Genomic DNA, 23,983 nt, shown 5'->3' on the forward strand with positions numbered 1-23,983 from the left:
GCAATTGACCCCGAGACTTTGGACAATTGAACTGGAAAATGACGTTCAGGACGTGTGGCCCGGAGCTCCTTGATGATGATCATCATTCTTTTACTTCTTTAAAAAGATCTTTGATCAACAACAGACGCCGTTTAGGGCTTGAGTGAGGCAGTCTCGGGCAGCGCGGGGACGAGAAAAAATGGAGACGGTATGGCTAGATACCGTCTCCACCACAGTCTAGGTCGGCGGACCGTCATTCGTCAGCTTCACCGCTGGGCCAAACGGCATTTCAGCGACCAGAAGCGATGTAAACACCAGAAGCTCAGCGACGCGCTGCTGGTGGCCTTGCTGCTCAGCCGTCTCGTCTTCAAGCATCCGTTCGGGTCGATTTGGTGGCAGATGCTGAGGGAAGACCGCTCCGGTCTTCCCTCGTATACCCAGGCGTACACCCGTGGCCTCCGGTTGCTCGACCGCCTCGAAACTGTCGCCAGCCCAGCCAGACGCTGCACAGAGGTCATCATCGACTCGATGCCGCTTCCGGTCTGTCGTCCCAAACGAGGGAAACGCTGCGCGTTTCCTGGCGCCAGGTGGGGCTTTGGGACGCAAGGTGACGTGTACGGCTACAAGCTCCACGCTTGGGTGACGCCGGAGGGTGAAATCGTCCAGTACCTGCTGAAACCTGCTGAGGGTGCCCCAATTGCGGTACCAGCCGATTTGCAAAAGTCAGCGTACCTCAGCCCGCCTGTTCGAGGCGGGCGAATTCGTTCGGGGTCCGTCCACCGAGCGAGGTATGCGGCCTGACGGCGTTGTAGTCCTGGCGCCAGGCAGAGAGGATCAGGCGTGCCTGATCCAAGCTTTGGAACCAGTGCAGATTCAGACACTCGTCCCGGACACGGCCGTTGAAACTCTCGATGTAAGCGTTCTCGACGGGCTTCCCCGGCCGGATGAAGGTGTGCGTGATGCCACGCCCATGGGTCCAGAGATCCAGGCCCTTGCCCGCGAACTCTGGGCCATTGTCGGTGGTGATCGACTGCGGTGCCCCCCGGAAGCGGACCACCGCTTCCAGAGCGCGGACGACGTCATGCCCGGTGATGGAGGTCCCGACGTGCATCACCAGGCACTCCCGGGTGAAGTCATCCACGACGTTCAGGACCCGAAACCGCTGCCCGGAGGCCAGCTGGTCCGACATGAAGTCGAGGCTCCACCGCTGATTGGGCGCAGAAACCGCAGGTTTCTGCTGTCGCTCTCCTACACTGAGCTTGCGGCGCTCCTTCTTTCGAACGGCCAGCCCTTCAGCCCGGTAGATCCGGTAGACGCGCTTGTGGTTGACGGTCTCGCCCTCTCGACCCAGCATCAGGTGAATCCGCCGGTACCCGAACCGAGGTCGCTCTCGGGCCAGTGTGCGGAGACGCTCGACCAGGCGTTGGTCTTTTTCCCTTTTGGGGCTGTTCCGTCTTTGCGTGGTCCGGGAAAAGCCCAGCACCCGGCAGGCCCGACGTTCGCTGACCGCAAAAGAATCCCGCAGCAGGGTCACCATCTGCTTTTTGAGGGGCGTCTGCGCCTGGGACGACGTCCCAGGCGTCACCACTTTCGCCCCACCACCTCCTTCAGCATGGCGTTGTCGAGCGACAGATCCGCTACCAACTTCTTCAGGCGCTGGTTTTCTGCTTCCAACTGGCGAAACTTGCGGGTCTCGTCTTTGGTCATCCCACCGTATTTGGCTTTCCAGCGGTAGATGGTCGTCATCGCGACTCCATGGAGTCGCGTCAGATCGCTCAGCGGCGTGCCTGCCTCAAGCTGCCCGAGGATGTCCAGGATCTGTTGTTCGGTGTACCGTTTGCCTTTCATGTGCCTCCAAGTTTGCTGCTCGATTTGCAATCAGACTGGCACCGGAAACAGGGGCAAGGTCAATTTGACATACGCCATAGCTGTACTTCGGGAATATTCAGGGAGGGGACACAGGGGCCAGCATCTCGGATGCTGGCCCCTGTGCTATGGCTCGTTCTCTGCCTCGCTGGACCCGACATTTCCCTACCTGGTTTGCGCCCTTTCTGGTGCATTTTCGCCACCGAGCCCAGCGGACCTGGGCGCCTCTGTACGTCCGTGGATTGTGCAGCACGGTCCACCGAAAAAGCATGCAGCCCTTGGCTGCCGTCGTGGCGCCCGGGAAAGAGGACCATCTCCAGCAGTTCATCACCGACAGCCCCTGGCTGACCGAACCCCTGGAAACCCTGCTCGCTCAGCGGGCTCAGCAGATGCTGGGTGGCAAAGACGCCGTGCTGATCATCGACGACACCTGCTTGACAAAGTTCGGCACCAAGTCTGTCGGCGTCGCCCGTCAGTATTCCGGGCAGGTCGGGAAGATCACCCCCTGTCAATGCCTCGTCTCCCTGACGTTGGCCCAGCACGACTTGCCGGTTCCGCTCGCCCTACGGCTCTTCTTGCCACAGGAGTGGACCAACGATCCCGCTCGGCTCAGGGCGGCTGGTGTTCCGTTGGAACACCAGCCGCCACAGACCAAGTGCGAACTGGCGCTGAAAGAGTTGGACCGGGTGCGTCCACACGTCACCTTCGGCATGGTTCTGGCGGATGCGGGGTACGGCGTGAACGCCCGGTTCCGGCAGGCACTCACCGAGCGAGGACTGCTGTGGTCGGTCGGCATCACCCGCACGCAGACGGTCTATCCCAGGGACGTTCGCTTGATCCCCATCCCTCGGATCTTCCGGGGCAGGAAACCGACGCACCCAACCCCATCCGAGGACCGACTGTCGGTAGAAGAAGTGCTGGCGGGTGCTGCATGGCAGCACCTGGTATGGCGACATGGAACCAAAGGCCCGCTCTCCGGACGCTTCGCGGCTGAATACGTTCGCCTGGCAGACGGGGAGGAGTACGCTCGCAGTCAACATCTGCCGGGTCAAGCCGCCTGGATCATCGGAGAACAGCGACGAGGTGAGGAGCGCAAATACTACGTCTGCAATCTGCCCCCTGACACGCCGTTGTCGCGGTTGGTGGAAGTCACCAAGCGCCGCTGGGCGTGTGAGCTGAGCCACCGGGAGCTGAAGGACGAAGTCGGGCTGGACCACTTCGAGGGCCGGTCCTGGCAAGGTCTGCATCACCACGCCGTGCTGTGTATGGTGGCCCTGACCTTCCTGCAATGGCTTCGCCTCACCCAGCCCGACGACCTCAGAGGCGACACCATTCCGGCCATTCGAGCGGAGGTGGCAGGGGACTTGCCCCTGCCACCTCCTTGCCGCCGATGTCACACCTGCACCGCCTTATTCAGCGGCCCCTGAATATCCCCGAAGTACAGATAGAGGCTGCCAAGAACCCTAAGCAAAAAGTGGCGTGAGGTTGTGGCAGAGCAGAATGCAGGCGGCGAGGAAGTGGAACCCAACCAATGTGGAGGGAAGGCGTTCCAGATCTCGGCTCAGCCTCCGGAAGCGTGCCAGCCACGCAAACGAACGTTCAACCACCCAGCGTTTCGGAAGCAGGATGAACCCCTTGGTCGCTTCTGGACGCTTCACGACGACCAGCTCGACGCCCGCATCCGTCGCGTCTAACGCGGTCTGGACTCCCGTATACCCTTGATCCACGAAGGCGACTTCCACCTGTGCTCCGGTGGCTTCCTGCACCTCTAGGCACAGGTCTTTGACCTGTGCCCTGTCCTGTTCGTTGGCTGGGGAAGTGAGGATAGCCAGCACGTGTCCCAGGGTGTCCACGGCGAGGTGAACCTTGGTGCCCTTGCGCTTCTTGGCCCCGTCATAGCCCGCACGGTGACCGCTTTCAGGTGTGCTTTGGAGGGTTCGGCTGTCCATGACCACCGCGGACGGCTCGGGATCTCGACCTTGCTCCACCCGGGCCAGGATTCGCAGGTCGTGGGCGGCATTCTCGAAGCAGCCTGCCACGAACCAACGGTGCGCCTGTTGGCGCACCGTCTCCGCAGGAGGAAAGTCGTTTGGAAGATAGCTCCACTGCGCCCCCGTGCGGGCCATCCACAGCAAGGCGTTCAGGACATCCCGGATGGGGTGCTTCCGTTGACCTGCATCCGCACGGCTGAGCAGCAGGTACGGGAGCAGGAACAAGTAGGTGTCGTCGTCAACGTCGCTGGGGTAGCCTCGCCGCGTCACCCACCCATTCTGCTGTTCTCAGAGCCACGCCCCTCGAGTTCGTCCCTGTTCTTGGCAGCCTCTAGCTGTACTTCGGGGATATTCAGGGGCCGCTGAATAAGGCGGTGCAGGTGTGACATCGGCGGCAAGGAGGTGGCAGGGGCAAGTCCCCTGCCACCTCCGCTCGAATGGCCGGAATGGTGTCGCCTCTGAGGTCGTCGGGCTGGGTGAGGCGAAGCCATTGCAGGAAGGTCAGGGCCACCATACACAGCACGGCGTGGTGATGCAGACCTTGCCAGGACCGGCCCTCGAAGTGGTCCAGCCCGACTTCGTCCTTCAGCTCCCGGTGGCTCAGCTCACACGCCCAGCGGCGCTTGGTGACTTCCACCAACCGCGACAACGGCGTGTCAGGGGGCAGATTGCAGACGTAGTATTTGCGCTCCTCACCTCGTCGCTGTTCTCCGATGATCCAGGCGGCTTGACCCGGCAGATGTTGACTGCGAGCGTACTCCTCCCCGTCTGCCAGGCGAACGTATTCAGCCGCGAAGCGTCCGGAGAGCGGGCCTTTGGTTCCATGTCGCCATACCAGGTGCTGCCATGCAGCACCCGCCAGCACTTCTTCTACCGACAGTCGGTCCTCGGATGGGGTTGGGTGCGTCGGTTTCCTGCCCCGGAAGATCCGAGGGATGGGGATCAAGCGAACGTCCCTGGGATAGACCGTCTGCGTGCGGGTGATGCCGACCGACCACAGCAGTCCTCGCTCGGTGAGTGCCTGCCGGAACCGGGCGTTCACGCCGTACCCCGCATCCGCCAGAACCATGCCGAAGGTGACGTGTGGACGCACCCGGTCCAACTCTTTCAGCGCCAGTTCGCACTTGGTCTGTGGCGGCTGGTGTTCCAACGGAACACCAGCCGCCCTGAGCCGAGCGGGATCGTTGGTCCACTCCTGTGGCAAGAAGAGCCGTAGGGCGAGCGGAACCGGCAAGTCGTGCTGGGCCAACGTCAGGGAGACGAGGCATTGACAGGGGGTGATCTTCCCGACCTGCCCGGAATACTGACGGGCGACGCCGACAGACTTGGTGCCGAACTTTGTCAAGCAGGTGTCGTCGATGATCAGCACGGCGTCTTTGCCACCCAGCATCTGCTGAGCCCGCTGAGCGAGCAGGGTTTCCAGGGGTTCGGTCAGCCAGGGGCTGTCGGTGATGAACTGCTGGAGATGGTCCTCTTTCCCGGGCGCCACGACGGCAGCCAAGGGCTGCATGCTTTTTCGGTGGACCGTGCTGCACAATCCACGGACGTACAGAGGCGCCCAGGTCCGCTGGGCTCGGTGGCGAAAATGCACCAGAAAGGGCGCAAACCAGGTAGGGAAATGTCGGGTCCAGCGAGGCAGAGAACGAGCCATAGCACAGGGGCCAGCATCCGAGATGCTGGCCCCTGTGTCCCCTCCCTGAATATTCCCGAAGTACAGCTAAGCGCCACACCCTGATGGTAGCAAGGCAAGTCATTTCGCGTCCGCAGACATGCAGGCATTCAATACTCCGCCCGGTGACCTGGCCTGTCTGGCCAACTCGGCCTCTCCGTCCCCCAATGCGCTTAACAGCTTCTTTACAGGGGTCCAGCAGGATGCCGTATGGCGACTCAACTGTTTTTGCTTGGTTCGGTGGCGTGGGCGATATTGGGCGGGGTGGGATTGGCTGCGCCTGCCAGTGTCACGCTGAAGAACATCCGCCATGAGTACCAGGGTCCGGACAACTGCGCGCCCGTGACGGCGCTGAGCATTCTCGGGTACTACGGTACTCAGGTCACTCAAACTCAAGCGGCCGGGGCCATGAAAGATTACCGGGGGGATCCCCAGGTCACCAGCCTCGAACTTGCGGCCTATCTGGGCCGATTTGGACTTCGCAGCGTCATCCGGTATGCGGGGGATGCGGAGGTGCTGCGCGAACTCGTATCACGGGGTTTCCCGGTCGTGGTGCAGCAGCGCCTGCGGCCTGGGAGCAATGTCGTGCACTTCCGCACCGTGTACGGGTATAGCGCTGGGCGCTTCCTGACCAGCGATTCGATCCGCGGACCTTCCCTGAGCCTGTCCACTGCGGAGCTTCAGGACTTGTGGCGGTACTACAACGGCGAGTATCTGGTCGCGTACCCGCCTGGGAAAGAGGGCCTGGTGCGGGCGGCGCTCGGGGAAGATTTCGACCTGACCGCGAACTGGCAGCACGCCAAACGCCACGGCGAGGAGGACGTGAAGGCACGCCCGAACGACCCGTACGCCTGGTGGGGGCTGGCCAAAGCGAACCTGCGACTGGGCAACATCAAGCTTGCAGCGCAGCAGTTTGACCGGGCCGTGCAGATCGGGGTGCCCACCATGTACTACCTGTACCGCCAGGAAGCCTTTGAAGCCTGGACACGGTCCGGCGAACACGAGAAGACGCTGCGCCTGACGACCCGCGCCCTGAAGTCGTACCCGCGAAGCAAGGAACTGATCGAGTTCCGCAGTCGCGCGAGCAGGGCGCTGGGCGGGTAGCCGCCTCATTGGGGTACGCCCCCCGCCAGATGGACGTAAGCCCCTGGGGAGCTTACGTCCAGTGGGTGCGTACAGCGTGGGTAGACTGCCATCAGCGCGATGAAAAACGCCCCTTGGGCAAATATGTCAGGCGTGAGCTTGGGCTCCTGTTCCCCACCCGAACGCTTCTGACCACCAGGAGCCCTGTCCTGCTCAGACTGCCTGTTCCTCCGTCTCTCCTTTCAATGGCAGGGCAGATGATCAACATCCGGCTGCGTGCGTATGCTGGCCAATCCGGCACCCGCTGCTGGAGTTATCCGGCACCCTCCCAGCCAACGGACGAGCTGTCCCCATTATGAAAGGCTGACCGTCTCCGGGGTCAACTTCCTGCTCTTCTTTCTGAGGCTTTCTCCCCGAAGTTCGATCCGGTAGGCGTGATGCAGGACGCGATCCAAGATCGCGTCCGCCAGCGTGGGATCTCCCAGATTCGCGTGCCAGGCCGGGGTCGGGAACTGACTGGTAATGATCGTCGAAGCCCGTTCATAGCGGTCATCCAGAATCTCCAGCAAAATCCTTCGACCTTCCGCTGTGGGCACATCCAGCCCCCAGTCATCCAGAATCAGGACGTTCACCCTGGCGATGCTCGCCAGGAGCTTCAGATACCGTCCATCCCCTTTCGCCAGGGTCAGTTCCTGCAACAGTCGCCCGGTTTGCGCATACAACGCCGTGAAGCCCTGACGGCAAGCCTGGTGCGCCAGGGCACACCCGATGAACGTCTTCCCGACGCCCGTGGGGCCGGTGATGATGACCCCCCTTTTTTCGGCGAGCCACTGACCCTGGGCCAGTGAACGCAGCAACCGGGCATCCAGCCCCCTCGGGTGTTTCACATCCACCTCTTCCAGGCTCGCATTGACCTTCAAACGCGCCGCCGTCAGGCGGCGCTGCAAGCCCCGGGTATCCCGGCAGGCCCGCTCACGGTCGACCAGCAAGGTGAGTCGTTCCTCGAAGCTCAGCTCGCGGAGACCAGGTTGTTCCTGTTGTTCTTGCAAAGCGAGCGCCATGCCATCGAGCTTCAGGGCGCGCAACTGTTGAATCACCGGATGGGGCAACATGTCAACCTCAATTCAGGGTGCGCTCGGCACCCGGTTCGTCGATCTCTGCGAAGTACCCAGGACCACGCAGATTGCTGTGGTCGGCTACAGGGAGTGCGGTGGGGGCATCGGGGAGTGGCGCTTCGTCCAGACGGTGCTTCAGGATGGATTTCACGCTCTGCAAGCTGTGCGCTTGCAGAGCCAACGCCCGCCGACAGGCCGCTTCCAGCCGCTCCCCGTACTCGCGGTGCAGGCGAAGCAGACCCGTCACGACGCGCTTTCTCTGTTCAGGATGTTGGAAGTACCGCGGTTTTGCGTACCTGAGGAAACGCCTCGACAATTCAAGCGAGGTGGGGTGTGGGAGAGCGAAAGAGGTACAGCAAAGAGTTCAAGCAGGAGGCCGTCCGGCTCGCCAAAGAGCCGGACCGGAGCGTGCTCCAGGTCGCGCAGGGCCTGGGGATCAGCGACTCGGCCCTGCACCGCTGGATGCGTGAGTTCGCAGGGCAGGGAGGGGCGGCCTTTCCCGGGCACGGGAAGCAGGTCCTGACCCCTGAGCAGGCCGAAATCAAGCGGTTGCAACGGGAGTTGGACATTGCACGTCAGGAGCGTGATGTCCTGAAAAAAGCCGTGGCCTTCTTCGCCCGGGAACAATGACGGCCTTCGAGTTCATCGAAGGGCACCGGGACGAGTTTCGTCTCGACGTGATGTGCCGCATGCTCGGCGTGACCAAGAGCGGGTACTTCACTTGGCGAGGAAGGCCGATCAGCACGAGGAAAACCAAGGATGCCGAGCTGAAGGACGAGATTGAGCGCATCCATATCAGGAGCAAGGGCCGCTACGGCGTCCCCCGGGTTCACGCCGAGTTGCGAGCTGCTGGGACGGCGTGCTCGCGTCGTCGGGTGGCCCGCCTCATGCGTGAGGCGGGCCTGCGGGGCAAGGTCCGCAAAAGGTACAAAGCCACCACCCAGGCGGACCCGGCTCACCCACCCGCCGAGGACCTGGTGCGCCGCAACTTCGAGGTCACCGCACCGAACACGGTGTGGGTCAGCGACATGTCGTACCTGCCCACAAAAGAGGGCTGGTTGTATCTGGCCGTCGTGCTGGACCTGCACTCCCGGCTGGTGGTGGGCTGGTCGATGGGGGAACGGCTCACCACGGACCTGCCGCTCTCGGCACTCAAGATGGCCTTGGACCGGCGGCGACCGCCGCCGGGACTGATCCACCATAGCGATAGGGGCAGCCAATACACGAGTTCCGCTTACCGAGGCGCCCTGGAGGCCCAGGGCGCCCTAGCGAGCATGGGCAAGAAAGGGGATTGTTTCGATAACGCCGTCGTGGAGAGCTTTTTCTCGACCCTGAAGCGAGAGCTGTTGTTGGACCACGTGTTCCACACGCGCCAGGAGGGGCGATCACAGGTGTTCGAGTACGTGGAGATGTTCTACAACCGGCAACGGCGGCACTCGTTCCTGGGCTACCGAAGCCCGGTAGAATTCGAGCGGATCAGGGAACCCGTAGCGGCGTAACCGAAAGTACGCAAAACCGAGGCAGGCCCATGTTGATCTCCGTCGAAGATGGCGCGCACCAGGGTCGTCGTGGCCTCCCCAATCTGCTGAGCCTGACCCAGGAGTTGGTCCGGACCCACCTCGCGGTAGTACCGGTGGTGGGCGGGCATGTGGTCCGGCACCGTGGTCTGTTGCCGGGCCGACGTCAGCGCGTCGGGGACCCGGTGATGAACCGCGATCCGTACGCCTGAACGGTAGATCTCGATCAACCGCGCGGTGAGTCGCAGATCCACCCGGGTCTTGACGTGGTGATGGGGCACGCTGTACGCGTGCCCCTGGACGACGACGTGGTAGTCCAGACCGACCGTGGCGTGCTTCCACTCGGCCACCTCGAAGGGCTGGGCGGGCAAGGGGCGCAGCAGGGGTTGATCCAGGGTTTCGAACTCACTGCGGCGACTGCCTGGCCTCTTCTGAAAGGGTTGCCCATTGAGGGTGTTCAGCAGTTCCCAGACCGCTTCGTTCGCCTCGGACAGGCTGAAGAACACCCGGTCGCGCAGCGGGGCGAGAATGCGGCGTTCCACGATCTGCACGTGCACTTCCACCAGGGCCTTGTCTTTGGGTTTGCGGACCCGGGCAGGGATGACGGCGACGTCGTAGTGCTGTGCGAATTCCTGATAGGTGCGGTTCAGCTCGGGTTCGTAGCGGCTGGCGTGGGTCACGCCAGCCTTGAGGTTGTCCGGGACGATGATCTCGGGCACTCCACCGAAGAAGTCCAGCGCCCGGACATGCGACGCGATCCAATCGTGAATGCCCTGGGTTCGGGTCACTTCGGCGTAGGTGTAGTCGCTGGCACCCAGGGTGGCCACGAACACCTGGCCAGCCTGGACGACCCCATTCCTCGGGTCGGTCAAGGGCAACGTCAGTCCGGCGTAGTCGACGAAGAGCTTCTCACCTGCCCGGTGGGTCTGGCGCATGGTCAGGCCCGTTGTGGCCTTCCACTTCCGGTAATTCTCGTTGAAGGTTGCGTATTGCCAGCCGTCCGGATGGTGCCGACGGTACTCTTCCCACAGCAGTTGACGAGTGACGCCTTTGCGCCGCAGTTCCCGGTCAATGGCGGCCCAGTCGGGCTGGTGGGTGACACTGACGGCAGCCTGCTCACGGGTACGAAAGAGCAGCACTTCGAGCTGGACATCGTCCAGCTCTGGGGGGAGAGGCCAGCTCAGCCCCGCTTGCTGAGCGCGTGCGACGTAATCCTGCACGGTGCTGCGGGCGAGTTGGACGCTTTGTCCAATGAGGCGGTCACTGAGCTTCAGTTCCAGTTTCAACCGCAAGACTTCCCTGATTTTTCGCATGGACGCTCGCTTTCTGGTCATCCTGCAAGGATGACCAGGGGAGTCTCGTCCGCGACCGGAGGGTGCCGGAATCAACCAGCGCAGGGTGCCGGATTAGACCAGCGGAAGGTGCCGGATAACTCCAGCGACCCCCGCCGGATTACGCCAGCGTACGCATGTGCTGGCGACCCTGACTCTGTCGGCCGCCAGCGCACATGGCAACGAAGGAAAACCGGTGGGTCAGCTCCGCGCCCGTGACGCCCACGCGCTGTTGTGGCTCCCCGACGGCCGCCTCCTGTTCGGTCACCATGACGGCGTGCAGGTCAGTCCTGACCAGGGCTCCACCTGGAAAAAGCTATTCGACAAGCCCGATTTCGACGCCATGAACCTCCAGTTGGCGGGCAGGAGCATCATCCTGGCCGGGCACGGTGTGTACGCGACCTCGCCAGACGGAAAGCGGTGGATGAACCGCACGCCCAAAGGCCTGGGTGGCAAGGACCTGCATGGGTACGCCGTGGACCCTGGGAACGCCGCGCGCCACTACGCCTGGGAAGCTGGGACTGGCCTGTATGGCAGCACGGATAGTGGCGCAATCTGGAGACCACTCACGGCGCAGAAGCTCCCGCCGGACGTGATGAAGCTCGCTGCAGGTCCGAAAGGCACCCTGTACGCCCTGTCTGCTCGTGCCGGCCTCTGGCGCTCCACGAACAGCGGAAAGTCCTTCACCGCCCTGCAAACGCCGGAAGCTCAGCCCACCACGCTCAGCGTGGCTGCCGACGGTGCCCTGTGGGTAGGTGGGAAAAGTGGGGTGTGGCGGCAGCAGGGCAACGCCTGGGCGCGTATTTCAGATGAAGCGGTCCTGCTCATTGCCGTGAATCCGAAACGGCCAGCCGAAGCGGTCTGGGTGGATCCCCAGGGCGCCGTCCACCGCACAGATCACTGAGGGACTCCTGCACCCATGTTGTCTCCTGGCGCTGAGCCGTCTTGTTGGAGCCGTCGAAGACTCGTGCAAGGGCCGGATGCCCTCTTTGGGAGCCTGAGGGTAGGAACCGAAGGCCACAGTGCCCGATCCCGGGGGTCCGTCAGGGAAGCTGCGTCTGGTCGCAAAAGGATTAGACAGGTTGGTGAGGAAGTGCTGCTTTCTGCCCGTGGCGGCATTTTTGTGGGAAAAAGGAGCCGCTGATAGGGGAGCGGCAGCGTAGAAATCTACCTGCCATACCCAAAGTGCCATCGCCTGAGGCGAAGACGGAACTTGAGCAGTCAGAAGCGGAAAGCGCAGGAAAAGAGGCGGCCCTCACTTGTATCATTACATCATGATGTAATGATGCGTTCCGATGACTCTCGCTGTATCCCCCGAACTGCTCGCCCTGCGGGCCAAGCTGTTCCGTGGCCTGGCCGACCCTTCCCGCCTCGCCATCCTCGAAGCCTTGCGTGACGGCCCCCGCACTGTCGGGGACCTTGCGGCCCACGTCGGCCTGCAACAACCCAACGTTTCCAATCACCTGTCCTGTCTGCGCGAGTGCGGCCTGGTCTCATCGGCGCAACAGGGCCGCTATGTCCATTACCGGCTCAGCGACGGGCGGATCACTACCCTCCTGGGCCTCGCGGACGCTCTGGTGGCCGAGGTGGCGCGCGGCGTCTACGCCTGCACCCGCTACGCCGAGACGGACACGCCGCAGGTGGAAGGGGGCCTCTCGTGATGGAGCGCCTGACCTTCAAGGTGCCCCAGATGGACTGTTCCGCCGAAGAGCAGCTCGTCCGCATGAAGCTGGAGGGCCAACCCGACATCGCCCACCTTGCCTTTGACCTCCCCGCCCGCACGGTCATGGTCACCCACAGCGGCAACGCCCCGACCATTGAACGCCTGATGGGCGAGTTGAAGCTGGGCGCGTCCTTGGTTGAACGTGCTGAGGTGGAAGAGGACGAGGTGGTGGATGCGAGCGACGATCAGCAGCGCCGCCTGCTCTGGATCGTGCTTTTTATCAACGCTGGGCTGTTTATCCTCGAACTCACCACGGGCCTGATTGCTCGCTCGATGGGCCTGGTGGCCGACAGCCTGGACATGCTGGCCGATACCTTGGTCTACGGGCTGAGCCTGTTCGCGGTGGGCAGGGCGGCCATTTACAAGAAGCGGGTCGCGCGGGTGAGCGGGTACTTCCAATTGGCGCTGGCGGCCTTCGGGGCACTGGAGGTCGTGCGCCGTGTCCTGGGGACGGGGGAGGAGCCGAGCTTCGGCCTGATGATCGGGATTTCCCTGATTGCCCTGGCAGGGAACGTCGCCGCGCTGTTGGTGCTGCAACGTGCCCGGAGCCAGGAGGCACACATGCGGGCCAGTTGGATTTTCACCACCAACGATGTGCTGGTGAACCTGGGAGTCATCGCGGCGGGGGTGCTGGTCTACCTGACCGGCTCGCGGCTGCCTGATCTGGTGGTTGGTGCCCTGGTGTTCGCCTTGGTGGCCTCGGGGGCGCTGCGGATTCTCAAGCTCTCTCGGTAAGACGAAGGACATTGAAGGCGCAAGGGGCCGCCGAGGGGGTGCCCTTCTTGGTCTCGCAGCTCGGGTGGGGAAACGTTTTGCTCGTCGCCAAAGTCGCTAACTTGCCTAGTACAGCGTTTTTGAATTTGTCATAGTGAGGTATGAGCCGTCCTCTTCGCTATCCAGTGACTTTGAGTGCTGAGCAAGAACAGACTCTGCACGGCATGACCATGAAGGGCAGTGGCAAGGCGCGGGTCATGACCCGCGCCCGGATTCTGCTGCTGGCCCATCGACAGGTCACGGACTCGGCCATCAAGGACGCCCTCGGTATCAGCGTCCAGATGGTGCAAGCGACCCGAAAACGCTTTGCCCTGGGGGGACTGGACGCGGCGCTGTTCGCTGCGCCGCATACGGGGCGACCCGCGAAGTTCGACGGCAAAGACCGGGCGGCCATCACCGCGCTGGCGTGCAGTGAGGCGCCCGAAGGTCACGCACAATGGAGTATTCGCTTGCTGGCAGAGAAGGCTGTAGAGCTGAACTTGGTCGACCACATCGCTCCGTCGACGGTGTTCTACATTCTGAAAAAAACGCGGTCCAGCCGCACCGCAAAAGGCAGTGGTGCATCGCGCACCTGACGGCGAATTTCCTCTGCGAGATGGAACGCGTTCTGGACGTGTACTCTCGGCCCTACGACGACCGTTTTCCCGTGTTGTGCTTCGATGAGCAACCCTGCTTCCTGATCGGTGACGTCATGGCCCCGGTTCCATCGGAACCGGGGCGAGTCGCCAAACAAGACTACGAATACCAGCGCTTTGGGAGCGCGGCTGTGTTGCTGGCCGTCGAGCCGAAAACAGGCCGACGGTTTGTCCAGGTCTGTGCCCGACGGACCGCCGAGGAGTACACCGCCTTCATGCAGAACCTGGAACGGGCCTATCCAGCAGCCGTCCAGATCACCCTGGTTCAGGACCACCTCAATACGCATCACGGCGGCAGTTTCTACAAGTTCATGTCGCCACAGGCGGCCCACCGGTTGGTGGGCCGCTTCGAGTGGGTCTACACGCCCAAACATGCCTCGTGGCTGAACATGGCAGAACTGGAATTCAGTGCCCTTCAGCGGCAGTGCTTGAACCGGCGTATTCCAGTGCTGGAACGGCTTCGGTCGGAAGTCGAGGCTTGGGTGGCAGCGCGTTCACGCGCGGGCGTCACCCTCAACTGGCAGTTCTCCACCCAGGTCGCCCGCCGGACGCTAGGACGGCACTACGAAGCCATTCGTATTAAATGAACGCTGTACTAGGTTGACTGCTGTCAGTGGCAGCGCTGCAGCTCATCGGCCTCTGTTACCTGAGGTTTTACGGTCAACCCGACGGGTTCTCTGAGACGATGGAGGATCAATGCCTCGCGAGCTTGGCTGGCGGCGTCCGGCAGCAGATGGGAGCAGAACGTGTCAAGGAAAGCCGGTTCAGTAGGCCGGTCTTGGGCTGCGCTGACCAGGAGTTAACCCCACGGTCACTTCTGGCGGTATCAGCGGTCAGCTCCGGGCGACCGCCGAGCACCGCCACAGCGTGGCGCATGTCATGACTCTCCTGTAGGCGCCGTGGTCGCGCCCCGCAAGGGCCACCAACTCGGTGGCCAGGTCGGCGGCAGCGGTGGTGTCCCGAAGGCACCTTCCGCTGGGCAGGCCCGACCGCTCGGCATAGCGGATGGCGGAGACGGAGAAGGTCCAGGGGTTCTGCAACCTCTGGTCAGGCACGGCAGAGCGGACTGAGATGGTCTCACCCTTGACCAAGAGGAATTGGTTCAGCCGTTTGGGTCATGCATGAACTTCAGAGGCGCTCAGGCCCACGCTCGGGGTGGGCTTTTCGTGGGAGGTCCCGCTGGAGTGCGGGAGACGGGAGGGGCCTGCGGCTTCAACACCTTTTGAGTTCAGGTGCAATTCGCGAGCAGCGAGTGGGTGACATGGGTTGGTGTGGGGGTTGGCCGGATGGGGAGGAGCCAGTTTGCCTGGAGTGACTCTGTCCTTCTGGTAATCGGGCTTACCAAAAGGTGATAGTGTCAGCCGTACAGGAAGAGACGCCGATGACCGAAAGGGACACCTCGCAAACTCTGGTGCACGCTGTCAGCTCCGTTGGCCTTGAAGTGAACGAGGACACACAGCGGGCGGCGGCAACCGCACGGCAGTTTTTGACCTTTGCCAAATCTCTGGCTGACCACAGCTCTCCAGTGGGACCTCAGCAAGCCATGCAAGCTCTCAACGCCCTCGTGGCCCTCTGCGTCCGTCAGTACCAAGCAGAGTTGCTGACTGCTCCCCTTAGCGGCAGAGGTCATGCGGCGGACAGTGACCCTTTCGCATCGCTCTTCCACGGCCCCCTTGATGCAGAGGGGCGCAACTTCTTCGCCCTCGCCCCCTGGCGTGAAGAGCCCACCACCCTCCAACTCAAAGACGGCTTGATCTGGGCCTCGCCCTGGGAACCGGAGCGGTACCGCCGTGCGCTGCTGCGCTCCGGTCCGGGGTGGCGACAACCCACGTGGAAACAACACAACGACCAGACTGGTGTCGTGTACCTGCCCTGGGGTCTGTACTGCGTGGAGAACGGCAACCACAGCGCTGCGTCCGGCATCCTGCAAGGGGACGGGGTGCTGGTGGCGCACGACGTGTGCGACCTGACCCCAGTGCTGCAACGTGTGGAGTTGGGAGAACAGGGCATCGTTCGTGAGGATACCGGCGCGCTGGTGGGCACCCATGAAGCTTGGTCTGTACTGGCCCTGATTGGGCTCGGCAAACTCCTTGTGGCCCATCAAGCTGGGGGGCGACCATGACGCTCGACCGATACAAACACGGGCAACTGGCGCCGTCGCGGACGTGGGTGAGCCTCCAGCCCGAGGAGCGGCGGCGTCGGGCAGTCGCTGCGATTGCGGAAGGGGATGTGGGGACCCTGCTCGACCTGCTCGAAGCCCACCATGTCCGCACCCACGGGCACGTCAGCAAGGAGACGTTGCGCAAGTACCGCCTGGGCGCCCGCACCTGGCTGGAGTACGCCCAGGACAACGCGGTCAAGGTGCTGCGTCCGGAGACGGAGCACGCCGATCTGTGGGTGCGTGAGCTGGAGGCCAGTGGGAAATCTCCAGCCTCGGTGGGTGTGCTGCTTGCCGGAGCACGGGCACTTTACGCTGCCCTGCGCTGGGCCAAGGCGACGACCGATCACCCCTTCACTGACGTGAGGCCGCGCAAGGATAAACGCCGTCCCTGGGATAAACGGCAGCCTTACCCGGAAGGGGATGTGGGGAAGCTGATCGCCGGGGCATCGATTGAGATGCGGGTTCTGCTGAGGCTGGGGAGCATCGCCGGACTCCGCGCTTCGGAGATCACGTCCCTGAAGTGGGGTGACTTGGACCTGGAGGGAGGAGCACTCACCGTGCGGAACGGCAAGGGTGGGAAGACCCGGCGGGTTCTGCTGTCGTCCTCTTTGATGGCGGACTTACGAGAACTCGGTCCGCAACACGAGGAGGTGGCGGTGATCGGACGAACCCCGGAAGCGGCACGGGGGAGACTGCGCACCCTGTGCCAGCGGGAAGGCATTCCCTACCTGGGCCTGCACGCGCTGCGCCACACGGCGGGAACACGGCTGGTGCGAGCGGGCTTCCAGCTTCAGGATGTGGCCGAGCACCTGGGACACAGTGACGTGCAGACCGCGCGCACGTACGGCAAGTGGGCGGACGACCGGTTGAAACAGCACATGCAGCAGAGCTGACGCCTGTCGTTCTGAGGGAACCATCCAACTCCGCTGCTCTGGAAGCGGCGCGGCAGGCCCCAGTCAATCCAGGATGCCGAGCTCGAAGCCTTCGCCGTCGACCTGGGCGCCCTCAAAGCGGAGATAGTCGGCGTCGGAAACAGAGAATGGAGGCTTCGCAGGGGCATCGAGCCAGAAGAGAAGTCCTTCCCAGCTCACGAGGGTTGGAAGAGAGAGCCGTTCCAGTTCCGGCGTACGCCTGAGCGTGACGTGACCAGGGGCAGACATTCCTGGGGAGCCGACAGATACGAATTCGTCGAGCGCCAAATGTTTCAGGCCTATAAAGCGGTGCAGGGGAAGTCTGAGGACCCGGGCAAGCTTCCTGAGCGTCAGGAGACTATGCCCCCCGTACTGAGGATCGGTCATACGGTGCAATGCTGCTGGGCTGGTTCCCATGAGTCGGGCCACTTCTACTTCCGTTTTGCCGCTCCGTCGGATCGCCTGATCAATGGCCAAGCTGACCGGATTGGGAGACACGGGCTCAATCCAGTGAACGCGTGCTTCATTGGCACCAAGCCGGTCATCGTCAGCCAGGTCAGTGAGGTCTTTCGTACGGATCGGCGGCCATTCAAGCCCCTGCGCAACGTACAGCGTCAGGAGGTCTCCAGCTTGCACGCCCAGACGCTGCACCACGTCTTCCTCTGTCGTCCCGGAAGCGCGGAGGTCAAGGTCGGGCAGGATACCCGTCCACTGTCCCTGATAGTGGGTGAGAATCGCGAGGTACTGCATTTCTGGCCCATTACAAACAGCAACACACCCTTTGTCAACAGTGATAAAATCTCGCTAGGTTTGGCCAGTCAGTAGCTATATTCACGCCCTATGACGTGAAATTCAAAATTCGCGAATTTTGAATATACTGAAGCCATGAAGCCCGTAGACACCGTGGTGGCAGCGAAGCTGGTGAGTGTTGCCATCAATGGGATTAGTTACCAGGGGCTCAGTGAAAGTCTGGGGATCAGTGCTGCCGAAGCCCACGCAGCGTCCAGACGGTTGATCAAGGCTCGACTGTTTCGGGACAAGGACCGACAGGTTCCCTATCCCAAACGTCAGGCACTTCTGGAGTTCTGGGTGCATGGCCTGAAGTACGTCTACCCGGCGGAACTGGGTGCCCCCTCGCGCGGCATGGCCACTTCGGTGGGTGCGTTGCCCCTTTCTGCACTCTTCCCGGTCACGGGGGAAGGGGTGCCGGTATGGCCCTCGGCTGACGGTAACGTTCGCGGACCCGCTCTGGAACCTGTCCATCCGAGTGCCCTGACCGCCGCACAGGACTCCAGAGTGTATGAACTCCTGACGCTGATCGATGCCCTGCGCGTGGGCCGCGCGCGCGAGCAGCACCTCGCGCGGGACCTCCTCAAAGCTCGGCTCTACAGTTGGTGCTGATGCCTACACCCCTGGACCTGATGGATCAAGCGGCCAGAGAGCTCCAGCCCCTTCTGGGCGAGCTCGTCTTCGTGGGAGGAGCGACCGTGGGCTTGCTCCTGACGGACCCAGCGGCCGAAGAACCCCGGCCAACCCTGGACGTGGACGTGGCCACGCACGTCGCCAACCGCTCGGCCTTCCAGCGCCTTGAATCCCAAATGCGCAAGCTGGGGTTCTCCCCGGACCCCTCGGGTTCCATCTGCCGGTACGTCAAAGGCGACCTTCAGGTAGACCTGATGTCCGACAATGCGGAGATCCAGGGGTTCACAAATCCCTGGTACGCCTCGGCCATCCAGCAGGCGCACGACCACACCCTCCCCTCAGGGCTGAAGGTCCGGGTGATGGACGCGCCCCACCTGATCGCCACGAAGTTCGTTGCCTGGAACAGCAGAGGAGGGGGAGATATGTATCACCCCGACCTCGAAGACATTCTCGTGGTCGTGGACGGTCGCCCCGAACTGCCGGACGAGGTGCAGGTGGCTCCAGTGGAGCTCCAGCGCTTCGTGGCCGCAGAGTTCAAGGTCCTCCTGGCCCACGCCGACTTTGAAGACACTGTGCTGGGGTTTTGCCAGACCGACGGCCGGAAAGAAATCGTGCTGGGGCGTGTGCGGCAGATGGCGAATCTGTAGAGGGATGCCTGCGCCCTGGTCGCCGCACCCCGAGCTGGCCAAGACACACAGCACGGTCCCGCGTCCTGACAGGTCCAACATGGACCATGCGCCACGTTCAGCATCGCCAGAGAGATCGTTCCGTTGTCTTCGGCCTCAACCTGATTGCGGCAACCGGGTTTACTGAAATTGAACAGAGGGCCTCTACCGTGAGGGTATGGAGTTCTTCAGGATGGGCTGGAACTGGAAGATGCTGGTTGGGGTCGCCATGATCGCCGGGGCGCTGTACTTCTCTGTGTCACCCGGCACGTTGCCCTTCCTGTTGGTTGGCATGTGCCTGCTCCCGGTGGTGTCGATGCGGCTTCTCCCTCACGGCCACCGATCTGCGCAGCCCGAGCTTGCTCTGGCGTACGTTCCCGTGAAACCCGCTCCGCGGACGTGGTGGCACGGCCAGAACCAAGCTGACGAATATAGCGCTGGTTGGGTAACAGAGCTTTGGGAGGAGCACCAGGTGAAACCGTCTCGGGGCCGCGGCGTGCCTGACTGCCGGCGACCACGCCCCGAGAGTTTCCCTGGACGGTGGGCGAAGCGGCGAGTAGCCCCACTCCGGCCCCTGCACTGCCGAGGGAAGTGGCCCAGCGTCCTGGGAGGAGAGGGAGGGAGAACGTGGCAGCAGGAAGAACCTGGGGGCTGACAGCGGGAGTGGCGGCTGCCGTCGGCGCGCTGACCCTCATCTGGCCGACCATCGCCCCGACCCTGCGGGACATGGCCCTCGACCTATACCGGCTGGGTGGCACGCTGAACGCGGTCCTGGCGGGTCCAGTGAGCGCCCTGCGTGCCCGGACTGGAGTTTCGCTGCTCACCCCATTTCTGCTGGGCCTGCTGGCGGCCACTGCTCCCTGCCAGTTGTCCACCGGCGTGGCGACGCTCGCGTATGTGGCCCGAGATGGCCATGCAGGCGGGGCCTGGCCGCGAAGTTTAGCCTTCCTGTTGGCCCGCATGCTGGTGTACCTCGCGCTTGGTGCCGTGGCCGTGTTTGCCTTTGGCGGCACCCTGACGGCGTCTGGAGACTTCTTTACGGGTGTGCGGCGGGTGCTGGGCCCGCTGATGTTCTCCTTGGGACTGGTGATGGTCGGAGTGTTTCGCCCCCGTTTTACGGTGGGGATGGGACTCGCTGAGCGGTTCGAGGTGCGGGCGCGCCTGCGGCGGGACACCCTCGGCGCGTTCGCCCTGGGCCTGGCCTTCAGTCTGGCGTTTTGCCCGACCCTCTTCCTCCTCTACTTCGGGCTGACGCTCCCCTTGGCGGTGACGGCCCCGGTGGGTGCGCTCTATCCAGTGGCGTTCGTGCTGGGCATGATGCTTCCGCTGCTGCTGTTGGTCGCCATGCTACCGGCTGGGAGGACCGAGGCGCGCCGCACGTACCTGGGGCACCTCCGGCAGGCCCACCGATTGGCCACGCCCCTCGCCGGTGCCGCGTTCCTCCTCACCGGGTTGCTGGACACCTTCATCTACTGGTTGTTGTGAGGCGGGGCAGATGGTGAGGGCACCAGGTGCGCCAGAAGCGCTGCAGTTCAGCGTCCGGGGATGGGGGTCCGTCAGGGAAGCTGCGTCTGCTCGCAAAAGGACTAGTACAGCGTTCATTTAATACGAATGGCTTCGTAGTGCCGTCCTAGCGTCCGGCGGGCGACCTGGGTGGAGAACTGCCAGTTGAGGGTGACGCCCGCGCGTGAACGCGCTGCCACCCAAGCCTCGACTTCCGACCGAAGCCGTTCCAGCACTGGAATACGCCGGTTCAAGCACTGCCGCTGAAGGGCACTGAATTCCAGTTCTGCCATGTTCAGCCACGAGGCATGTTTGGGCGTGTAGACCCACTCGAAGCGGCCCACCAACCGGTGGGCCGCCTGTGGCGACATGAACTTGTAGAAACTGCCGCCGTGATGCGTATTGAGGTGGTCCTGAACCAGGGTGATCTGGACGGCTGCTGGATAGGCCCGTTCCAGGTTCTGCATGAAGGCGGTGTACTCCTCGGCGGTCCGTCGGGCACAGACCTGGACAAACCGTCGGCCTGTTTTCGGCTCGACGGCCAGCAACACAGCCGCGCTCCCAAAGCGCTGGTATTCGTAGTCTTGTTTGGCGACTCGCCCCGGTTCCGATGGAACCGGGGCCATGACGTCACCGATCAGGAAGCAGGGTTGCTCATCGAAGCACAACACGGGAAAACGGTCGTCGTAGGGCCGAGAGTACACGTCCAGAACGCGTTCCATCTCGCAGAGGAAATTCGCCGTCAGGTGCGCGATGCACCACTGCCTTTTGCGGTGCGGCTGGACCGCGTTTTTTTCAGAATGTAGAACACCGTCGACGGAGCGATGTGGTCGACCAAGTTCAGCTCTACAGCCTTCTCTGCCAGCAAGCGAATACTCCATTGTGCGTGACCTTCGGGCGCCTCACTGCACGCCAGCGCGGTGATGGCCGCCCGGTCTTTGCCGTCGAACTTCGCGGGTCGCCCCGTATGCGGCGCAGCGAACAGCGCCGCGTCCAGTCCCCCAGGGCAAAGCGTTTTCGGGTCGCTTGCACCATCTGGACGCTGATACCGAGGGCGTCCTTGATGGCCGAGTCCGTGACCTGTCGATGGGCCAGCAGCAGAATCCGGGCGCGGGTCATGACCCGCGCCTTGCCACTGCCCTTCATGGTCATGCCGTGCAGAGTCTGTTCTTGCTCAGCACTCAAAGTCACTGGATAGCGAAGAGGACGGCTCATACCTCACTATGACAAATTCAAAAACGCTGTACTAGTTCGATCTCACAACGAAGATTCGGACTTCCGCGTAAGGGCGGCCCCCCGCGGGGTTGCCCGAGAGATGGTGGACCCCAATGACTTTGAAGTTGCCTTGGGGCGTGGACACAAAGTCCCCAGTGGCCGGCACCTGTACGAAGGAGTGGAAGCCCAGATCCGGTCCCTTAGACACCTGAACGCGAACATTCGTCATGGCGTTCTCCTGCTCAGCCGCTGGGAGAAACGGAGTGTCGAGCAGCCAAGCCCCTCTATTGAAAGCACAGTTCTCGCCCGGCGTGTTCTGTGCTTGAGGCGGGGGGGTCACGTCAAGCGGATCAGGTTTTCAGGTGAACACACTTTCTGGAAAACAGGCTTTCAGGTTTTCTGGTATGACATCAGGCAGGAGCAAGGGTTGACCGCGGCGCCAGCGGCGGATCAACCACTCTACCCAGGCATGCTCTCCAACACGGAGCACCGCCAGGTTCTCCGGGCGTGCGTCCTGCTTATCGCCGTTGATGTGGTGGACGACCTCGCCTGGTTCCAGAGCCCGGCCCAACTGCTGAGCCGCAACCACGCGGTGGAGATACTCCATCCGCTTCGTTCTCCGGTTGTACACCTGTGGGTACGTCATATCGACTCCTGAAAACAAGAATACCTGAAAACAGGTATACCAGAAAGCCCGATTTCGCTACTGTGGAGCCATGTTCAGGATTGCCGTTGCGAACGACAAGGGTGGGGTCGGGAAGACCACGACCGCCGTCATGCTGGCCACCTTGCTGGCTGACAAGGGGCCGACCCTTCTGATTGACGCTGACGAAAAGACAGCGAGTGCCACGGAGTGGGCGGCCGCTGGCCCAGGTCTGGCCTGCACCGTGATTCCTGTGGAGAACCTGGACGCCACGGACCTCAGCCCCTACACCTATCTGGTGTTCGACACGAAAGCCGGGGAAGATGCTGGGGATCTGTTGGAACTCTCGCAAGCGGTCGACCTGTTGATCGTTCCCACCAAGCCGGATGCTTTGAGCCTCCGAGCCCTCCCCAAAACCCTGGCGCCGCTGATCGAGCGTGGCATCAAGAACTACCGGGTGCTGATAACGGACGTGCCACCATCCCCCAGCACCGATGGGCATGAGGCGCGTGCCGCTTTGATGGACCTCGGTGTGCCCGTGTTCAGCCGGGACATTCGCCGGGCCAGCGCCTTCAACAAGGCCGCGCTCGCGGGCACCCGTGTTCGTGACGTAAAAGGCGACCAGCGAGCGAAACTCGCGCATATGGACTACGAACTGGTCCTCCGGGAGGTCCTGGCATGAGCAAGTTCGGTGGTGCCCTCAAGAAATTGCAGGCGGTTCAGACGCAGTCCACGGAATCCGAGGAAAGCACCTCGGGTCTCCCGGATACAGGAAAACCTGAAAACAAGAAAACCAGCAAGCCTGAATCCATGAAACCCGGAACGCCTGAAATCCTGGAAACGGGTCAGCCGGAGAGGCAAGGGCCGGAGCGGGAAAAGTACAGTACCTACCTGGATACCGAACTGGTCACCGCCCTCAAGTTGTACGCCGTGCGACACCGGATGAAGCACCATCACGTTGTGGAAGCCGCACTCCGCGCCTACCTACAAGGCAAGGAGTAAAGGGTGGGGGAGAGCAGTTCAAGGGCATGCGCGTTTTCTCTGCGATCCTGATTCCTTCAAACTTTCGTTGTGTAAGCTTCTTCTAGCTGTACTTCGGGAATATTCAGGGAGGGGACACAGGGGCCAGCATCTCGGATGCTGGCCCCTGTGCTATGGCTCGTTCTCTGCCTCGCTGGACCCGACATTTCCCTACCTGGTTTGCGCCCTTTCTGGTGCATTTTCGCCACCGAGCCCAGCGGACCTGGGCGCCTCTGTACGTCCGTGGATTGTGCAGCACGGTCCACCGAAAAAGCATGCAGCCCTTGGCTGCCGTCGTGGCGCCCGGGAAAGAGGACCATCTCCAGCAGTTCATCACCGACAGCCCCTGGCTGACCGAACCCCTGGAAACCCTGCTCGCTCAGCGGGCTCAGCAGATGCTGGGTGGCAAAGACGCCGTGCTGATCATCGACGACACCTGCTTGACAAAGTTCGGCACCAAGTCTGTCGGCGTCGCCCGTCAGTATTCCGGGCAGGTCGGGAAGATCACCCCCTGTCAATGCCTCGTCTCCCTGACGTTGGCCCAGCACGACTTGCCGGTTCCGCTCGCCCTACGGCTCTTCTTGCCACAGGAGTGGACCAACGATCCCGCTCGGCTCAGGGCGGCTGGTGTTCCGTTGGAACACCAGCCGCCACAGACCAAGTGCGAACTGGCGCTGAAAGAGTTGGACCGGGTGCGTCCACACGTCACCTTCGGCATGGTTCTGGCGGATGCGGGGTACGGCGTGAACGCCCGGTTCCG

Annotated in this window: 24 protein-coding genes and 5 pseudogenes; 17 read left to right on the forward strand and 12 right to left on the reverse strand. The window is 62.6% G+C overall.

Translation table 11 applies throughout. From position 1 onward, the window contains the following. Positions 1–189: 189 nt before the first annotated feature. Positions 190–702 (forward strand): annotated as a pseudogene (locus C3K08_RS17200) (transposase); the annotation flags it as partial. Positions 703–712: 10 nt separating this feature from the next. Here C3K08_RS17200 and C3K08_RS17205 read toward each other — a convergent pair. Beyond that, a protein-coding gene (locus tag C3K08_RS17205) for an IS3 family transposase (protein WP_234009238.1) occupies positions 713–1,827 on the reverse strand; the annotation gives its coding sequence in 2 pieces (ribosomal slippage) (positions 713–1,578 and positions 1,578–1,827; 1,116 coding nt in all). Positions 1,828–1,973: 146 nt separating this feature from the next. On the opposite strand from C3K08_RS17205, the gene C3K08_RS17210 reads away from it, so the two are divergent. Beyond that, positions 1,974–3,272, forward strand: coding sequence for an IS701 family transposase (locus C3K08_RS17210; RefSeq protein WP_104989851.1), 1,299 nt, complete (start codon positions 1,974–1,976; stop codon positions 3,270–3,272). A gap of 36 nt (positions 3,273–3,308) precedes the next feature. Here C3K08_RS17210 and C3K08_RS17215 read toward each other — a convergent pair whose 3' ends face one another. Together C3K08_RS17215 and C3K08_RS17220 are read right to left on the reverse strand one after the other, a co-directional pair. Continuing rightward, on the reverse strand, positions 3,309–4,106 hold the full coding sequence (locus tag C3K08_RS17215) for an IS5 family transposase (RefSeq protein ID WP_104992617.1): 798 nt from the start codon (positions 4,104–4,106) through the stop codon (positions 3,309–3,311). Between the two features lie 82 nt (positions 4,107–4,188). After that, positions 4,189–5,487: an IS701 family transposase gene (locus C3K08_RS17220; RefSeq protein ID WP_104989851.1), complete on the reverse strand. Its 1,299-nt coding sequence runs from the start codon at positions 5,485–5,487 to the stop codon at positions 4,189–4,191. A gap of 228 nt (positions 5,488–5,715) precedes the next feature. Between C3K08_RS17220 and C3K08_RS17225 the strand changes: the two genes are divergently transcribed. After that, the gene (locus tag C3K08_RS17225; RefSeq protein ID WP_104992648.1) at positions 5,716–6,609 is read left to right on the forward strand and encodes a C39 family peptidase; all 894 of its coding nucleotides are present in this window, start codon (positions 5,716–5,718) and stop codon (positions 6,607–6,609) included. A 332-nt stretch (positions 6,610–6,941) separates the two neighbouring features. Here the strand turns inward: C3K08_RS17225 and istB are convergent, their stop codons facing one another. Further along, on the reverse strand, positions 6,942–7,700 hold the full coding sequence (gene istB / locus C3K08_RS17230; RefSeq protein ID WP_104989849.1) for an IS21-like element helper ATPase IstB: 759 nt from the start codon (positions 7,698–7,700) through the stop codon (positions 6,942–6,944). Between the two features lie 7 nt (positions 7,701–7,707). After that, the gene (locus C3K08_RS17235; protein WP_104992649.1) at positions 7,708–7,950 is read right to left on the reverse strand and encodes a hypothetical protein; all 243 of its coding nucleotides are present in this window, start codon (positions 7,948–7,950) and stop codon (positions 7,708–7,710) included. Between the two features lie 86 nt (positions 7,951–8,036). On the opposite strand from C3K08_RS17235, the gene C3K08_RS17240 reads away from it, so the two are divergent. Next, positions 8,037–9,202 (forward strand): IS3 family transposase gene (locus C3K08_RS17240; protein ID WP_104992223.1). Its coding sequence is split into 2 segments (ribosomal slippage): positions 8,037–8,307 and positions 8,307–9,202, totalling 1,167 coding nucleotides; the frame shifts between segments, so codons are not numbered across the junction. On the opposite strand, the gene istA is transcribed toward C3K08_RS17240, so the two are convergent. Then, positions 9,151–10,554, reverse strand: a complete 1,404-nt coding sequence (istA, locus tag C3K08_RS17245) for an IS21 family transposase (RefSeq protein WP_104992650.1) — start codon at positions 10,552–10,554, stop codon at positions 9,151–9,153. The genes C3K08_RS17240 and istA overlap by 52 nt on opposite strands. Positions 10,555–10,690: 136 nt before the next feature. Between istA and C3K08_RS17250 the strand changes: the two genes are divergently transcribed. From C3K08_RS17250 to C3K08_RS17285, 7 genes and pseudogenes are all read left to right on the forward strand, one after another. After that, on the forward strand, positions 10,691–11,455 hold the full coding sequence (locus C3K08_RS17250; protein ID WP_104992651.1) for an S-layer protein: 765 nt from the start codon (positions 10,691–10,693) through the stop codon (positions 11,453–11,455). 391 nt (positions 11,456–11,846) lie between these two features. Continuing rightward, positions 11,847–12,212 (forward strand): helix-turn-helix transcriptional regulator, encoded by a 366-nt coding sequence (locus C3K08_RS17255; protein ID WP_104992652.1) that lies wholly within the window; start codon positions 11,847–11,849, stop codon positions 12,210–12,212. Next, positions 12,212–13,009, forward strand: coding sequence for a cation transporter (locus C3K08_RS17260; protein WP_104992653.1), 798 nt, complete (start codon positions 12,212–12,214; stop codon positions 13,007–13,009). The genes C3K08_RS17255 and C3K08_RS17260 overlap by 1 nt, the downstream gene beginning before the upstream one ends. A gap of 236 nt (positions 13,010–13,245) precedes the next feature. Further along, positions 13,246–13,545, forward strand: a pseudogene (locus C3K08_RS18710) (helix-turn-helix domain-containing protein); the annotation flags it as partial. Further along, positions 13,485–14,270 carry an IS630 family transposase gene (locus tag C3K08_RS17270; RefSeq protein WP_104991621.1) on the forward strand — a complete coding sequence of 262 codons (786 nt, stop codon included), beginning with the start codon at positions 13,485–13,487 and terminating at the stop codon, positions 14,268–14,270. The pseudogene C3K08_RS18710 and the gene C3K08_RS17270, both read left to right, overlap by 61 nt. A gap of 794 nt (positions 14,271–15,064) precedes the next feature. Continuing rightward, positions 15,065–15,805 carry a DUF6710 family protein gene (locus C3K08_RS18160; protein WP_158680063.1) on the forward strand — a complete coding sequence of 247 codons (741 nt, stop codon included), beginning with the start codon at positions 15,065–15,067 and terminating at the stop codon, positions 15,803–15,805. After that, on the forward strand, positions 15,802–16,737 hold the full coding sequence (locus C3K08_RS17285) for a site-specific integrase (RefSeq protein WP_104992657.1): 936 nt from the start codon (positions 15,802–15,804) through the stop codon (positions 16,735–16,737). The genes C3K08_RS18160 and C3K08_RS17285 overlap by 4 nt, the downstream gene beginning before the upstream one ends. A 63-nt stretch (positions 16,738–16,800) precedes the next feature. Here C3K08_RS17285 and C3K08_RS17290 read toward each other — a convergent pair whose 3' ends face one another. Further along, the gene (locus C3K08_RS17290) at positions 16,801–17,505 is read right to left on the reverse strand and encodes a hypothetical protein (RefSeq protein ID WP_104992658.1); all 705 of its coding nucleotides are present in this window, start codon (positions 17,503–17,505) and stop codon (positions 16,801–16,803) included. A 135-nt stretch (positions 17,506–17,640) separates the two neighbouring features. Between C3K08_RS17290 and C3K08_RS17295 the strand changes: the two genes are divergently transcribed. Together C3K08_RS17295 and C3K08_RS17300 are read left to right on the forward strand one after the other, a co-directional pair. After that, positions 17,641–18,156, forward strand: a complete 516-nt coding sequence (locus tag C3K08_RS17295; protein WP_104992659.1) for a hypothetical protein — start codon at positions 17,641–17,643, stop codon at positions 18,154–18,156. Continuing rightward, positions 18,156–18,824: a hypothetical protein gene (locus C3K08_RS17300; RefSeq protein ID WP_104992660.1), complete on the forward strand. Its 669-nt coding sequence runs from the start codon at positions 18,156–18,158 to the stop codon at positions 18,822–18,824. Before C3K08_RS17295 ends, C3K08_RS17300 begins: the two co-directional genes overlap by 1 nt. 183 nt (positions 18,825–19,007) lie before the next feature. Here C3K08_RS17300 and C3K08_RS18785 read toward each other — a convergent pair whose 3' ends face one another. Further along, a complete protein-coding gene (locus C3K08_RS18785) occupies positions 19,008–19,136 on the reverse strand; it encodes a hypothetical protein (RefSeq protein WP_255411741.1) in 129 nt (42 codons plus the stop codon). Between the two features lie 333 nt (positions 19,137–19,469). Between C3K08_RS18785 and C3K08_RS17305 the strand changes: the two genes are divergently transcribed. Then, entirely contained in the window at positions 19,470–20,327 is an 858-nt protein-coding gene (locus C3K08_RS17305; RefSeq protein ID WP_234009278.1) for a sulfite exporter TauE/SafE family protein, read from the forward strand. 113 nt (positions 20,328–20,440) lie between these two features. On the opposite strand, the gene C3K08_RS17310 is transcribed toward C3K08_RS17305, so the two are convergent. The 4 genes and pseudogenes from C3K08_RS17310 to C3K08_RS17315 all read right to left on the reverse strand — a co-directional run bounded on the left by C3K08_RS17310 (position 20,441) and on the right by C3K08_RS17315 (position 22,206). Continuing rightward, positions 20,441–21,226: an IS630 family transposase gene (locus tag C3K08_RS17310; protein WP_104991621.1), complete on the reverse strand. Its 786-nt coding sequence runs from the start codon at positions 21,224–21,226 to the stop codon at positions 20,441–20,443. Next, positions 21,214–21,342: pseudogene (locus tag C3K08_RS18995) on the reverse strand (IS630 family transposase); the annotation flags it as partial. The gene C3K08_RS17310 and the pseudogene C3K08_RS18995, both read right to left, overlap by 13 nt. 20 nt (positions 21,343–21,362) lie before the next feature. After that, a pseudogene (locus tag C3K08_RS19000) lies at positions 21,363–21,560 on the reverse strand (hypothetical protein); the annotation flags it as partial. 358 nt (positions 21,561–21,918) lie between these two features. Then, on the reverse strand, positions 21,919–22,206 hold the full coding sequence (locus C3K08_RS17315) for an HNH endonuclease signature motif containing protein (RefSeq protein ID WP_104992661.1): 288 nt from the start codon (positions 22,204–22,206) through the stop codon (positions 21,919–21,921). 70 nt (positions 22,207–22,276) lie between these two features. Here C3K08_RS17315 and C3K08_RS17320 point away from each other — a divergent pair, with 70 nt between their 5' ends. From C3K08_RS17320 to C3K08_RS18790, 3 genes and pseudogenes are all read left to right on the forward strand, one after another. After that, the gene (locus C3K08_RS17320) at positions 22,277–22,885 is read left to right on the forward strand and encodes a ParA family protein (protein WP_104992662.1); all 609 of its coding nucleotides are present in this window, start codon (positions 22,277–22,279) and stop codon (positions 22,883–22,885) included. Further along, a complete protein-coding gene (locus C3K08_RS17325; protein WP_104992663.1) occupies positions 22,882–23,205 on the forward strand; it encodes a hypothetical protein in 324 nt (107 codons plus the stop codon). The genes C3K08_RS17320 and C3K08_RS17325 overlap by 4 nt, the downstream gene beginning before the upstream one ends. A 152-nt stretch (positions 23,206–23,357) precedes the next feature. Next, positions 23,358–23,969 (forward strand): annotated as a pseudogene (locus C3K08_RS18790) (IS701 family transposase); the annotation flags it as partial. Between the last annotated feature and the right edge of the window lie 14 nt (positions 23,970–23,983).

It is taken from the genome of Deinococcus sp. NW-56 (assembly GCF_002953415.1).
Taxonomy (GTDB): Bacteria; Deinococcota; Deinococci; order Deinococcales; family Deinococcaceae; genus Deinococcus.